Raw genomic sequence first — 13,892 nt, 5'->3', positions numbered from 1 at the left:
ACAGGTAAGATATTCAGAGGATCTAAAGTAAGAATAGTTAGAGATGGTATAATAATACATGATGGTTCTCTAGCTGCGCTTAAGAGATTTAAAGACGATGTAAAGGAAGTTAACACAGGATACGAATGTGGTATGACTTTCGTTAATTACAACGATTTAAAAGAAGGCGATATAATAGAAGGTTATATAACTAAAGAAGTAGCAAGAAAATTATAATAGTAAAAGAAGGTCGATATTATGGCATCATACAATAGAACAAAAAGAATTGCAGAAGAAATAAGAAAAGTTGTAAGTACAATGCTTATAAGTGGAATCAAAGATCCAAGAATAACTTCTATGGTAAGTGTTACTGATGTAGAAGTAACTAATGACTTAAGTTATGCGTATGTATATGTAAGTATATTAGGTGGAGATGAAGAATCTACATTATTAGGACTTAGAAGTGCTGTAAACTACATTAGAAGAGAAGTAAGTAGAAATGTTAAGCTTAGACATACTCCACAAATAATATTCAAGGTTGATGATTCAATCAAAAAAGGAATGTACATGTCTGACCTTATAAAGAAAGTAAATGCAACTAATAGTCAAGAAACTCAAGAAACTCAAGAGATTGAGGATGAGAACTATGATGACTAATATTAATAATATTATAGATTATATAAATGGAAGTAACGACTTTGTCGTTACTTCTCATATTAGCCCTGATGGGGACAATATAGGATCTACTCTTTCTATGTACTACTCTCTAAAAAAGTTAGGAAAAAACGTTTGTTATGTATTAGATGATCAAATGCCTTTAAACATGCAATTTTTAATTGAAGGTGTAGAGATACTAAAATCTAGTGAATGTGATATGAAAGACTACACTTTAATATCTCTTGACTGTGGTGACAGACCAAGAATATGTGTAAGTGATGAAATAAAAGATAATGCAGTTAAGTTAATATGTATAGATCATCATGCTAGTAATGAAGCTTTTGGTGATTTAAATTATATAGACGTTGATGCATCATCTACTTGTGAACTTATGTATAACGTATTAGTAAGAATGAGTGAAGTAAATAACATTGACTTTATAGATGCAAAGGTAGCTACTGCCCTTTACACAGGTCTTGTAACTGACACTGGTAATTTTGCTTACTCAAATACACATGCAAGTAGCTTTGAAATGGCAAAAGAGTTATTAATAAAAGGCGCAAAGAAAGACACTGTAATACAAAATGTATTCCAAAGCAATCCTTACAATTATTATAAATTATTAGGAGAAGCTTTAAATACACTTGATATAGTAGATGGAAAAGTAGCCAGTATATCAATAACTAAAGAAATGCTAAAAGAAAATGCTATAAGCTTTAATGATCTAGATGGAATAACACCTTATACAAGGGATATACAAGGTGTAGAAGTTGGGATTTTAATTAAAGAGAAAAAAGAAAATGAAGTTAAAGTAAGTTTAAGATCTAAAAATTATGTTAATGTTAGTGAGATTGCTAAAGTGTTTGGCGGAGGAGGTCACGTAAGGGCTTCTGGATGTACTATATTTGATAGTGTAGAAAATGCTAAAGCTAAGGTACTTGAACAGGTCTTAAAAACAATTTAAGGATGATACTTATGAACAAAATTGTAAATATACTTAAGCCTACTGGAATGACATCACACGATGTTGTAAGTAGAGTTAGAAGAATTTTAAATATAAAAAAAGTTGGACATACAGGTACCCTTGACCCAGATGCGTCAGGGGTATTACCTATATGCATAGGAAAAGCTACTAAGGTAAGTGAACTTATATTAAACAAAGACAAGAGTTATATCTGTGAGCTTACCTTAGGAATAAACACAGATACATATGATTCATCTGGTGAAATCTTAAAAAGAGTAGATGATTTTAATATAACTGAAGAAGAGTTAAGAAAAGCATTTGATAGCCAAAGAGGAGAGATAGATCAACTACCTCCTATTTATTCTGCTCTAAAGGTAAATGGACGCAAGATGTGTGATTTAGCTAGAAGTGGAAAGGCTGATCAAATAGTAGTAAAGCCAAGAAGGGTTAATATAAAAGAATTAGAAATTCTTAGTATTAATGATAAAAAAATAATGTTTCATGTAACTTGTTCTAAGGGTACATATGTAAGAAGTATATGCTACGATATAGGAGAAATCTTAGGCTGTGGAGGTCATATGTCATTTTTACTTAGAACAGCATCTGGAATGTTTAACCTTGAAAATGCAATAACTTTAGAACAGTTAGAAGAATTTAAGGAAAACAACACTTTAGAAAATCATATGTATGAGATAGACTATGTACTAAGCAACTTTGCTAAGGCAGATTTAAATCCAAGCGCAGAAAAGTACTACATCAATGGTGGTGTTATTGATGCAAGAAGATTTAAGGTAGAAGATTCATCTTATGAAGGTGAATTTGTAAGAGTATATAGTAATGGTGAGTTTTTAGGTGCAGGAAGATTAAAAAAACAGGATAACACTATTAGTCTAAAAAGTGATAAACTATTTATATAAAATTCACTCTGCTAAAATTATGAGGCTTAGGTTTAGCGGTTAGAATTTAAAATTAGGATTTAGTGGGGAAATCATTATGACTATTATAAATTCAATAAATGAAATAGATATTATAAAAGAAAGTGTCATTACAATTGGGAATTTTGATGGACTTCATAAAGGGCATACAGCTCTTATACAAAAGGCTATAGAATATGCTAAAAGTAAAAATATAAGAAGTGTTGTATTTACATTTTCTAATCATCCAGCGAATTATTTTAAGTCTAATTCATTAAAAAATATTATTACCTATGAAGAAAAAATAGAGAGATTAAAAGACTTAGGCGTTGATGTAGTCGTTAGTATACCATTTGATGAGTATATGACTAAAATATCTGCACAGGATTTTATAAAGAATATTTTAATTGATAAATTAGGCGCAAAAAAAATAATAGTTGGACATGATTTTACTTTTGCTAAAAATAAAGAAGGAAATCCAAAACTTTTAAAACATTTATCAGCTAGACATAACTATGAACTAGAGGTAGTAGAACCTGTAGAAATAAATAATATAAGAGTTAGTAGCACTTTTATTAGAAATTTAGTAACTTCAGGTAATATATCTAAGGTTAAAGAATATTTAGGTTATAATTATGAATTAAAAGGTGAAGTGATTCATGCAAAGAAGCTAGGAAGAACAATAGGATTTCCTACTGCAAATATTTTAGTTGATGCTGATGTACTTGTTCCTAAAGTTGGCATATATGTTACCAAGGTCTATGTCAAAGACAAAGTATATGCTGGGGCAACTAATATAGGCTACAACCCAACTGTAAATGGAGATAAGATATCTATTGAAACAAATATACTCGAATTTAATGAAGATATATATGGACAAGTAATCAAAGTTGAATTTTTAGAAAGAATAAGAGATGAAAAGAAATTCGCATCTCTAGACGAATTAAAAAATCAGCTAAAAAAAGATACAAATTATGTATATGAAAAGTATATTTGCAAAATAATATAAGTTGTGATAAAATAAGTAAGTAAATTAACCATTACCCGGCATTTGAATACTCCAATCAATGCTTAGTAATAGGGGATTTTAATAAAAAAAACGGAGGTACACACGATGAACAAGACTGATATAATCAAAGAATTCGGAAGAGCTGAAGGAGATACTGGTTCTCCAGAAGTACAAATAGCTTTATTAACAGCTAGAATAAACGAATTAAACGACCACTTAAAGACTCACAAGAAAGATCACCACTCAAGAAGAGGTCTTTTAAAGATGGTTGGTAGAAGAAGAAACTTATTAGCTTACTTAAAGGATAGAGATCTTGATGGATACAGAGCTTTAATAGCTAAGTTAGGATTAAGAAAATAATAATTTCTTTATAATAAAGAAATAATAAAGGTAACCTATAGAGTAATTTTATAATTACGATATAGGTTATTTTTTTATAATAGATATAAGTTAACAATAAAATAATCATGTAGGAGCTATATTTATCATGGGAAAAGTATTAATAGTTGTTTGTACTATTATAGTGCTATTGTCTATTATAGTAAGTAATAATAAAAAAAATAAAAGACTTATAAAATCCATATATAAGACTCTAAAAGAGATAAATAAAACGTATAAAGCAATATTTACTGAAGGCACTATATTTATAAAGATTATGCATGGTGGTATATTTGTTGTCTCAGAAATTTTAGTAATATTAATGGTTGTGAGTTCAATAACCAATTATGTATTGACACAACAAACTTTAATTCACTATGTATTTGCAGGAATCTGTATATTAGTAGCGCTTTTAATACTTCATCTTTCTATAGGATATATATTACTTATAACTACAGGAATACAAAAGTTTATAGGAAATGTAAAAGATGAAGACTTAAAAGGAAACTTATTGCTTAGTTATTTTTTATTAAGCGTATATTTTACTGTGTTTTTATTTGACCCAAAACAGTTTGAAGGGATACATATTATTGCTTTAGCTGGACTTCTTATATCATACATACTTAATTTGAAAGTACTTATTAGATTAATAAAAAATCCAGTACACATAAAAAGTAAGCATGGGGATAACAATACAGCAAGTCGTATAACTATAATTTCTGTTCTATTATTGATTATGGTTATATTAAATTTATTCCTAGCAACATGTTTAATAAATCAAATATATCCAGGTTCATTCTCAAATGTATCCAATAATTTTGATTTGTTTTATTATACAATAATAACTTTTACAACTGTAGGATATGGAGATATAATCCCAGTTACAGTTCCAGCAAAATTAATAGGTATTATTATTTCTACTACAAGTGTAATCTGTATAACTATATTTTTAAGTAGTGTGTTATCATATAAAGAATCATAAACTGTAGGATTTATGAGGCGGGTACAGTAATGCATATTATTAAAAATGTTACAATTGAGGAAAGCCGTAGTGCAAGTAATTTGTTGAAATATACAGAAAGCTACATATTTAGGTTTATACTTTATAAATTTAGTGAATAATTTTATAGAATATAAAAGGTAAAAGTAATATAAATATAGAAATTAAAAGTTTGTGTAAATTATATAAAAGTAATATAATATTTTAAATGTATAGTAGGAGGATTGATTATGAAAATAAAATTAATTTGTGATAGCTTATGCGATGTACCTAAAGAGCTACTTGAAAACAATGATATAGATGTAATACCTTTAACAATAATAATAGATGATAAAGAGTACAAAGACTCTGTAGATATGACAAATCAAGAATTTTATAAAATGATGAAAGAAATTAAAACACTTCCTAAGACATCTCAAGCCACGTATATGCAATTTAAAGAAGTTTTTGATAGATATGTAGGAGAATACGAAATAGTGTGTATAACAGGTTCTTCTAAATCATCAGGCACATACCAAAGTGCAGTAATGGCAAAAAATGATACTGAAGGAAATATACATATATTTGATACATTAAACTTATCTCTTGGAAGTGGTCAATATGTAATAAAGGCTGCGGAACTTAAAAAAGAAGGTTTAAATGCTAAACAAATAATAGATGAGCTAGAAAAATTAAGAAGCAGTGTAACATTATTATTTGTACCAGATAGTCTTGAGTATTTAAAAAGAAGTGGTAGAGTATCTGTTACAAGTGCAGCAATTGGGAATATGTTAAATTTAAAGCCTTTATTCTCAGTTGAAGATGGTAATATAGCTGTAATAAATAAAGTAAGAGGCAAAAAGCACGTTATACATGAAATGATAAGATTATTAAATTCAAAGTATGACACATTAGAAGATAAAAATATAACAATAGGTTGTGGAGATAACGAAAAAGACCTTGAACTACTAAAAAAAGAATTAGAACATATCAAAGCAAAAAATATTTTTATAACAGAAGGTGGAGCTTGTATTTGTTGTCATACAGGTCCGGATATTTTTGCAATAAGTTGTTCAAATTAGATATGACTAAATTTATTATAAGTAGTAAATAATAAATTTAAAAATAGTGTAAAGTAGCTATAAGATTTTAATAAAATACGGTGTTCGAGTTTTTTATTGTTAAATTATAGGTTTTTTGATAATATAGTAAATGAGAGAAAATAAACGGTTATAGATAAAAGAGGAGGACAAACATTAATGTTTGAACATAAGATTTTTACAATGGATTTAGCAGGGAGAGAATTCTCTGTTGAAATAGGAAAAATAGCAGAACTTGCTAGTGGTAGTGCGATACTTAGATACGGTGATACTATGGTTATGGTTAACACGTCTAAATCAGCTAAGCCAAGAGATGGAATAGATTTCTTCCCTCTAAGTGTTGATTACGAAGAAAAATTATACTCAGTTGGTAAAATACCAGGTGGATTTTTAAAGAGAGAAGGAAGACCTTCAGAAAAGGCTATACTTACTTCTAGACTTATAGATAGACCTATAAGACCATTATTCCCAAAAGGATTTAGAAATGATGTACAAGTAGTTGCTACTGTATTATCTGTAGACCCAGATTGTACGCCTGATGTAGTTGCTATGATAGGTTCATCAATAGCATTATCTATATCTGAAATACCTTTCAATGGGCCAACTGGTTCTGTAGTAGTAGGACTTGTTGATGGTGCATTTGTAGTTAACCCAACTCTAGAACAAAGAGAAAAGAGTACACTTCACTTAGTAGTATCAGGAACTAAAGATGCTATAATGATGGTTGAAGCTGGTGGAGAAGAAATACCTGATGCATTAATGCTTGAAGCTATATTATTTGCACATGAACAAATTAAAGGAATAGTTGAATTCATAGAAACTATAGTTTCTGAAGTTGGAAAAGAAAAGATGGAAATAACACTTCATCAAGTAGATGCTGACGTTGAGAAAGCTGTTCGTGCATTTGCAACTGCAGATATGAAAGAAGCTGTTAAGACTATAGAAAAGCTTGAAAGAATGGAAAAGATGGATGCTGTTAAACAAGCAACTCTTGCTCATTTTGAAGAAGTAGTAGAAGATTTCGGTTCAGATATAGAAGAAACTCTTCAAGCTATAATAAAAGAAGAAGTTAGAAAACTTATAGTACATGAAAATATAAGACCAGATAACAGAAAGCCAGATGAAATAAGACCAATATGGTGTGATAATGGATTTATACCTAGAACTCATGGTTCAGGACTATTTACAAGAGGTCAAACTCAAGTTATGTCTATAACTACATTAGGTGCTCTTGGAGATGCTCAAACATTAGATGGACTTGATGAAGAAGAAAGCAAGAGATATATGCACAACTACAACTTCCCTGCATACAGTGTTGGTGAAGCTAGACCATCAAGAGGACCAGGTAGAAGAGAAATAGGTCATGGAGCTTTAGCAGAAAGAGCATTAGTTCCAGTACTTCCTTCAAAAGAAGATTTCCCATACGCAATAAGAGTAGTATCTGAAGTATTAAGTTCAAATGGTTCAACATCTCAAGGTAGTGTTTGTGGTTCTACAATATCACTTTTAGATGCTGGTGTACCTATAAAGGACATGGTAGCAGGTATAGCAATGGGTCTTATAAAGCATGATGACAAGGTTGCAGTATTATCTGACATACAAGGTATGGAAGACCACTTAGGAGACATGGACTTCAAGGTTGCAGGTACTGAAAAAGGTATAACTGCTATACAAATGGATATAAAAATAGCTGGAATAGATGAGCAAGTTTTAAGAGATGCGTTAACTCAAGCTAAGGCTGGTAGAATACACATATTAAATGAAATGAGAAAAACAATCTCAGCTCCAAAGGCAGAATTATCTAGATATGCTCCTAAGATAATAACAATGAGAATAAACCCAGATAAGATAAGAGACGTTATAGGACCTGGCGGAAAGGTTATAACTAAGATAATCGATGAAACTGGTGTTAAGATAGATATAGAACAAGATGGAGAAGTATTCATAGGTGGAATAGATCCAGATATGATAGCTCTTGCTCAACAAAGAATCAACGATATAGTTGCTGAGGCTGAAGTAGGACAAACATACACTGGTAAAGTAACTAGATTAATGAACTTCGGTGCATTCGTTGAAATACTTCCAGGTAAAGAAGGATTACTTCACATATCTCACATAGCACACGAAAGAGTTGCTAAGGTTGAGGATGTACTAAACGTAGGTGATGAAGTAACAGTTAAGGTTACTGAAATAGATGAAAAAGGAAGAGTTAACTTATCTAGAAAAGTACTTTTACCTAAGCCTGAAAAAGTAGAGAAAAAAGAAGAAAAGTAATATATAAATTACTCAATATAAGAAAGAGGAGGTCGTAATATACGACCTCCTTTTTTATATACTAATTATTATGAATTATCTGGTAAAGTTTGAGTGAATCAAATTTTTTATCCAATTAGCTGTTGACTTTATTTACCTGTATAATATATAATGATTATAGAAAATGAAACGATGTTCCGAATAATGGAACACGAAAAGAGAGGGGTTATTAATATGGATATAAGATATGCGAATCATCCAGCTGATTCAAAAAAATATGGGACACAAGAATTAAGAGAGCATTATTTAAAAGAAGAAATATTTACGCCAGATTCTATTGGCTTAACATATAGTCATGTAGATAGAATTATATTTGGTGGAGCAATGCCTATAAATGAAACATTAAGTTTAGTTGCAGGAAAAGAAATGGGAGTTGAGTTTTTCCTACAAAGAAGAGAAATGGGAGTTATAAACGTAGGAGAAGATGGTGTAATAATACTTGATGGTGCTGAATATGAAATAAAAAAGCACGATGGTATGTACATAGGTATGGGAGTTAAAGAAATATTATTTAAATCAAAAGATGGTGAAAAACCAGCTAAGTTTTATATAAACTCAGTACCAGCACATAAGGAATATCCAACAGTTAAAATAAATATAGAAGATGCAAGACCAGTTAGACTTGGGGAAAACGAAAACCTAAATAAGAGAACTATATACCAATATGTTCATCCAAATGTATGTCAAAGTTGTCAATTATTAATGGGTATGACAATGTTAGAGCCTAACAACGTATGGAATACTATGCCATGTCATACACATGAAAGAAGAATGGAAGTATACTTCTACTTTGATATGAAAGAAGATACAAGAGTTATACACTTAATGGGAGAGCCATCAGAAACAAGACATTTAGTAGTTGAAAATGAACAAGCACTAATATCTCCAAGTTGGTCAATCCACTCAGGAGTAGGAACAAGTAATTATACATTTATATGGGGAATGTGTGGAGAAAATCAAACATTTGATGATATGGACCATGTAAAGATGTCAGACTTAAAATAAAAACAGAGGGGCTAAAGGAGTATATATTATGGGATGTTTAAATGATTTTTCAATGGACTTTTTCTCACTAGAAGGAAAAGTAGCAATGGTAACAGGTGGAAATACAGGACTAGGTCAAGGATATGTAGTTGCATTAGCCAAAGCTGGAGCTGATGTAGTAGTTCCTACTCATAACAGAGATTGGGATGAAACAAGAGAATTAGTAGAAAGCTTAGGTAGAAAAGTTCATTTTGTTCAGGGAGACTTAACAAAAGCTGAAGATAGAGAAAACGTTGTTAAAGAAGCTGTTGAAGCTTTCGGAAAAATAGATATACTAGTAAATAATGCAGGAACTATAAGAAGAGCACCTCTTCTTGAATATAAAGAAGAAGATTGGGAAGCTGTAATGAACATAAACTTAAATGCAGTATACTACCTAAGCCAAATGGTTGCAAAAACTATGGTTGAAAACGGTGGAGGTAAGATAATAAACATAGCATCTATGTTATCTTTCCAAGGTGGAAAATTCGTACCACCATACACTGCAAGTAAGCATGGTGTAGCTGGTATAACTAAAGCATTTGCAAATGAATTAGCTGATAAAAATATACAAATAAATGCTATAGCACCAGGATATATAGAAACTGCTAATACAGCACCTATAAGAGCTGATGAAAAAAGAAACGAAGAAATATTATCAAGAATACCAACAGGTAAATGGGGTAAACCATTTGATCTAATGGGTGCAGTTGTATTCTTATCTAGTAAAGCATCTGATTATATAAATGGAACTATATTAGCTGTTGATGGTGGATGGTTAGTAAGATAATTATATATTAAAATCAAAGAACTATACTTATGCAAAACTAAGGGTATAGTTTCTTTGCATTTCACAGATAAGGAGATTGGGGATGAATAATATTTCTATAAAATATGATTTTAAAAGTTATCTTAATCTAGATATATATACATGTGTAGGTGAAATAGATAAGATAGCAAGATACTGCAAGGATAATTTTCAAGAAGAAGTAAATGAAGTAATAAGAATAGCTGATGATGTGGTTAATAAAACATTTAAATTTGAATGGAAATGGGATATGGAAAGAACCTATATACCATATACTTTTGAAGATGAAATAATTTGGGACATGATTCCTAATGATGACCCAGAGTGGATTTTTATGCTAAACAGACATAGATACTGGGTTACACTAGGACAAGCCTATGCGCTTACTAATGATGAAAAGTATGCAAGAGCCTTTGTAGAGCAGCTAAGCCACTGGATAAAAATTGTAAGACCAATTGAAAATACAGACAAGACAACGTGGAGAACTATCGACACAGGTATAAGATGCGAAAACTGGATAAAAGCATACACGTACTTCCAAAGTAGTGAATATATAACTCAAGAGTTTACTCATATATTTGTTAAATCTCTAAAAGAGCATATGGATTATTTACACAAAAATTACAAAGAGTCAGGCAAATTAAGCAACTGGGGTGTATTAGAAAACCATGGACTACTGGTTGCGAGTATATTTTTAGAGAAGATAATAGAAGAGAAAGACTATTTAAATATATCTATAGATAGATTACAAGAGCAGATAAATCTTCAGGTTATGGAAGATGGTATGCATTGGGAGCAGTCACCAATGTATTTAAATGAGGTGCTTCATTGTTATATGGATACTTTAATAGTATGCAAAAACAACAATATAGAATTACCAAATGACATAGTAGAAAAAACTAAGAAACTAGCTTATGCAGATTTCTACATGAAAAAGCCAAACCATACTCAAGTATGCCAAAGTGATAGTGATGATACTGATTTAAGAGACATGATAACCAAAGCAGCTTATTTATACAGTGATGAAGTCTTGAAATTTGGTGCATATGAAGAAATAGATTTTGAGAGTATATGGGACTTAGGTTATAAGTCTATAAAGGAGTATAAATCTATAAACACGAAAGCTCCAGATCAGGCATCTTATGCATTTGAAGATAGTGGTAACTATTATATGAGGTCAGGATGGGGAAGTGATGATAACTATATGTACTTCCACTGTGGGACTCTAGGTAGTGGTCATGGACATGCAGATTTATTACATGTCAGTATATTTGCAAATAAAGAAGATTACTTAATCGATTCAGGTAGATACACGTATATTGAAGGAGATGCTAAAAGAGAATACCTAAAAAGTTGTAGAGCTCATAATACAACAACTGTTGATGATACAGATTTTACAATTATAGATGGTTCTTGGGGTTATAAGAAAGTGGCAACACCTATAAAGCATCCATTTATAACTAAAGATAATTTTGATTACTGTGAAGGTTCACATTTAGGATATATCGATAGAGGCATATTTACAAATAGAAAAGTACTTTATATAAAGCCTAATATATGGATATTGGTAGATGAGTTTTATGGAGAGGGAGAGCATGAGTACAAGCAGCATTTCCATTTTGCACATGATGTATATCTTGATGAGCAGAAGACTATATGTAAAGGTAAAAATGGACGTTTAACACTACATCACCTAAATATATTAAATAGATCTATAGAAAAAACACCAGTATCTTATAACTACAACAAGTTAGAAGAGCAGGACACTCTAACAACAAGCTGTGAAAATAATGGATTTACTTCAATCATAACTGTAATTACATCACAAGACTATGAAGAAAAAAATATTAGTGTAGAAAAATTAGAGGTAAAAAACTGTAATGATAGATTACTAGATAATTTTGAAGCTGAGGCTATAAAAATATCAACACAAAATGAAACTTACACTGTGTTAGTTTGTCACAATGAAATCTTTAAAGGCAAAAAATTATTAAAGGTAAATAATTATGATATTTATGGAAAAGTCGTTCTAATCACTGAAAAAAAAGGTAAAATAACTAGAGAAGTTATAAAATATTAAAGACTTATGGGGGAACTATTATGAAAAAGATAAAAGTATTAAGTACACTAGAAAAATGTGGAGTAGTTGCGGTAGTACGAGGAAATACAAAAGAAATGGGTGTTAAAATATCACAAGCTTGTATAAAGGGGAATATAGGAGCTATAGAGGTTACATATACTAACAAATTTGCTAATGATATAATACGTGAACTTGATGAGATGTATGGACAATGTGAAGACGTAGTAATAGGTGCTGGAACAGTACTAGATCCTGAGACTGCAAGACTTGCAATACTTTCAGGGGCTAAGTATGTAGTATCTCCATCTTTTAATGAAGAGACTGCAAGACTTTGCAACAGATATATGGTTCCATATATTCCTGGTGTAATGACTATAAATGAAATAGTAACAGCTCATGAAAGTGGAGTTGATGTAGTTAAGATATTCCCAGGTAGTGCATTTGGACCAGGATACATAGGGGCAATCAAAGGTCCACTTCCTCATGCAAGTACTATGGTAACTGGTGGAGTAAATTTAGATAATATAGATACATGGGCTAAGGCAGGAGTAGATTTAGTTGGAATAGGTGGAGAACTAAATAAGCTTGGAGAAGTAGATAAGTTTGAAGAAATTACAGATATCTGTAATCAATACGTTGAAAAGTTTAAAGAAGCAAGAGGTAACTAGTATGAGAGTGGCTGGGTTTGGAGAGATAATGCTTAGATTATCTACAGATAAAGGGATGATGATTTCTAATTCTACAGGTTTAAATGTCCACTATGGAGGTGGAGAAGCTAATGTATTAATCTCTTTATCTAAATTTGGAATAGACTCAAGGTCAATAACTAGTGTTTCAAATGATGATATAGGAGATGCAATAATTGGTTATTTAAAGAGTAAGGATGTAGAGACTAAATTTATATCAAGAAGTGAGAAGAGAACAGGAATATATTTCTTACAAACGGGAAGTGGTAATAGATCCTCTAAAGTTATATATGACCGTGCTGATTCAGCTTTTAGTAATATGAAGATTGATGATTTAGATATTAAAGAGGCTTTAGATGGGGTAGATATATTCCATTTTTCAGGGATAACTTTAGCTCTATCTGAGGAGCTTAGAAGCTTAACATTAAAAATATTGAAGCACTGTAAGGAAAATAACATAATAGTAAGTTATGACTCTAATTATAGAGCAAAGCTATGGTCTTTAGAAGAAGCTAGTAAAGCTACTTTTGACATACTTCCATATGTAAATATACTATCAGCAGGGATATTAGACGCAGAAAATATTCTTAACATGAGTTGTGAATATGAAGATAAGTATGAAAAATTAAATTACTATTATGGTGAAATAAGCAAATTATACCCACATATTAAGCACATTTTCTCATCATTAAGAGAAAATATATCTGTAACTGTAAATACATTACAGTGTAATTATTATAGCGATAATAAGCTATACTCTTCTAAAATGCATACTATAGATGATATAGTAGATAGAGTTGGAGGAGGAGACGCATTAACAGCAGGTATTTTATATGGTGTCTTAAACAACAAAACTCCAGAGTATATTTGTGAATTTGCAACATCAGCATCTGTATTAAAACACAGCATAAAGGGAGATGCAAACTTAGTTTCTACAGAGGAAGTTGAAACTTTAATGAACCATGGTGTGGGAAAAATAGCTAGATAATAAAAAGAGTTGTC

Annotated in this window: 13 protein-coding genes and 1 pseudogene; all 14 read left to right on the top strand. The window is 30.8% G+C overall.

Annotation, left to right across the window (positions count from 1 at the left end; genetic code table 11):
• Positions 1-216, top strand: a pseudogene (locus CHL78_RS11835) (translation initiation factor IF-2); the annotation flags it as partial.
• A 21-nt stretch (positions 217-237) separates the two neighbouring features.
• Positions 238-636, top strand: a complete 399-nt coding sequence (gene rbfA / locus CHL78_RS11830; RefSeq protein WP_094366708.1) for a 30S ribosome-binding factor RbfA — start codon at positions 238-240, stop codon at positions 634-636.
• Positions 629-1,600 carry a DHH family phosphoesterase gene (locus tag CHL78_RS11825; RefSeq protein ID WP_094366837.1) on the top strand — a complete coding sequence of 324 codons (972 nt, stop codon included), beginning with the start codon at positions 629-631 and terminating at the stop codon, positions 1,598-1,600. Before rbfA ends, CHL78_RS11825 begins: the two co-directional genes overlap by 8 nt.
• 11 nt (positions 1,601-1,611) lie before the next feature.
• The gene (gene truB, locus CHL78_RS11820) at positions 1,612-2,517 is read left to right on the top strand and encodes a tRNA pseudouridine(55) synthase TruB (RefSeq protein ID WP_094366709.1); all 906 of its coding nucleotides are present in this window, start codon (positions 1,612-1,614) and stop codon (positions 2,515-2,517) included.
• Between the two features lie 76 nt (positions 2,518-2,593).
• Entirely contained in the window at positions 2,594-3,523 is a 930-nt protein-coding gene (locus CHL78_RS11815; RefSeq protein WP_094366710.1) for a bifunctional riboflavin kinase/FAD synthetase, read from the top strand.
• Positions 3,524-3,628: 105 nt separating this feature from the next.
• Positions 3,629-3,883 carry a 30S ribosomal protein S15 gene (gene rpsO / locus CHL78_RS11810; RefSeq protein WP_094366711.1) on the top strand — a complete coding sequence of 85 codons (255 nt, stop codon included), beginning with the start codon at positions 3,629-3,631 and terminating at the stop codon, positions 3,881-3,883.
• A gap of 127 nt (positions 3,884-4,010) precedes the next feature.
• On the top strand, positions 4,011-4,883 hold the full coding sequence (locus tag CHL78_RS11805; protein ID WP_094366712.1) for a potassium channel family protein: 873 nt from the start codon (positions 4,011-4,013) through the stop codon (positions 4,881-4,883).
• A gap of 248 nt (positions 4,884-5,131) precedes the next feature.
• Positions 5,132-5,962: a DegV family protein gene (locus tag CHL78_RS11800; protein WP_094366713.1), complete on the top strand. Its 831-nt coding sequence runs from the start codon at positions 5,132-5,134 to the stop codon at positions 5,960-5,962.
• Positions 5,963-6,139: 177 nt separating this feature from the next.
• The gene (locus tag CHL78_RS11795; protein ID WP_094366714.1) at positions 6,140-8,254 is read left to right on the top strand and encodes a polyribonucleotide nucleotidyltransferase; all 2,115 of its coding nucleotides are present in this window, start codon (positions 6,140-6,142) and stop codon (positions 8,252-8,254) included.
• 213 nt (positions 8,255-8,467) lie between these two features.
• A complete protein-coding gene (gene kduI, locus CHL78_RS11790; protein WP_094366715.1) occupies positions 8,468-9,298 on the top strand; it encodes a 5-dehydro-4-deoxy-D-glucuronate isomerase in 831 nt (276 codons plus the stop codon).
• A gap of 28 nt (positions 9,299-9,326) precedes the next feature.
• Positions 9,327-10,106, top strand: coding sequence for a 2-dehydro-3-deoxy-D-gluconate 5-dehydrogenase KduD (kduD, locus tag CHL78_RS11785; protein WP_094366716.1), 780 nt, complete (start codon positions 9,327-9,329; stop codon positions 10,104-10,106).
• 82 nt (positions 10,107-10,188) lie between these two features.
• Positions 10,189-12,204, top strand: a complete 2,016-nt coding sequence (locus tag CHL78_RS11780; protein ID WP_094366717.1) for an alginate lyase family protein — start codon at positions 10,189-10,191, stop codon at positions 12,202-12,204.
• A 20-nt stretch (positions 12,205-12,224) separates the two neighbouring features.
• A complete protein-coding gene (locus CHL78_RS11775) occupies positions 12,225-12,872 on the top strand; it encodes a bifunctional 2-keto-4-hydroxyglutarate aldolase/2-keto-3-deoxy-6-phosphogluconate aldolase (RefSeq protein WP_094366718.1) in 648 nt (215 codons plus the stop codon).
• Entirely contained in the window at positions 12,808-13,878 is a 1,071-nt protein-coding gene (locus CHL78_RS11770) for a sugar kinase (RefSeq protein WP_243446428.1), read from the top strand. Before CHL78_RS11775 ends, CHL78_RS11770 begins: the two co-directional genes overlap by 65 nt.
• The last annotated feature ends 14 nt before the right edge of the window (positions 13,879-13,892 follow it).

This window comes from Romboutsia weinsteinii, assembly GCF_002250835.2.
GTDB lineage: Bacteria > Bacillota > Clostridia > Peptostreptococcales > Peptostreptococcaceae > Romboutsia_A > Romboutsia_A weinsteinii.
Note: the sequence above shows the minus strand (reverse complement) of the source record. Positions and strands in the feature narration are given on the sequence as shown.

Excerpts from the sequence above, each read along its gene's own strand:
- CHL78_RS11795 (WP_094366714.1), top strand. The coding sequence starts at position 6,140 with ATGTTTGAACATAAGATTTTTACAATGGATTTAGCAGGGAGAGAATTC.
- CHL78_RS11780 (WP_094366717.1), top strand. The coding sequence starts at position 10,189 with ATGAATAATATTTCTATAAAATATGATTTTAAAAGTTATCTTAATCTA.
- CHL78_RS11815 (WP_094366710.1), top strand. The coding sequence starts at position 2,594 with ATGACTATTATAAATTCAATAAATGAAATAGATATTATAAAAGAAAGT.
- CHL78_RS11800 (WP_094366713.1), top strand. The coding sequence starts at position 5,132 with ATGAAAATAAAATTAATTTGTGATAGCTTATGCGATGTACCTAAAGAG.
- rbfA (WP_094366708.1), top strand. The coding sequence starts at position 238 with ATGGCATCATACAATAGAACAAAAAGAATTGCAGAAGAAATAAGAAAA.
- kduD (WP_094366716.1), top strand. The coding sequence starts at position 9,327 with ATGGGATGTTTAAATGATTTTTCAATGGACTTTTTCTCACTAGAAGGA.
- kduI (WP_094366715.1), top strand. The coding sequence starts at position 8,468 with ATGGATATAAGATATGCGAATCATCCAGCTGATTCAAAAAAATATGGG.
- CHL78_RS11805 (WP_094366712.1), top strand. The coding sequence starts at position 4,011 with ATGGGAAAAGTATTAATAGTTGTTTGTACTATTATAGTGCTATTGTCT.
- truB (WP_094366709.1), top strand. The coding sequence starts at position 1,612 with ATGAACAAAATTGTAAATATACTTAAGCCTACTGGAATGACATCACAC.
- CHL78_RS11825 (WP_094366837.1), top strand. The coding sequence starts at position 629 with ATGACTAATATTAATAATATTATAGATTATATAAATGGAAGTAACGAC.
- CHL78_RS11775 (WP_094366718.1), top strand. The coding sequence starts at position 12,225 with ATGAAAAAGATAAAAGTATTAAGTACACTAGAAAAATGTGGAGTAGTT.
- rpsO (WP_094366711.1), top strand. The coding sequence starts at position 3,629 with ATGAACAAGACTGATATAATCAAAGAATTCGGAAGAGCTGAAGGAGAT.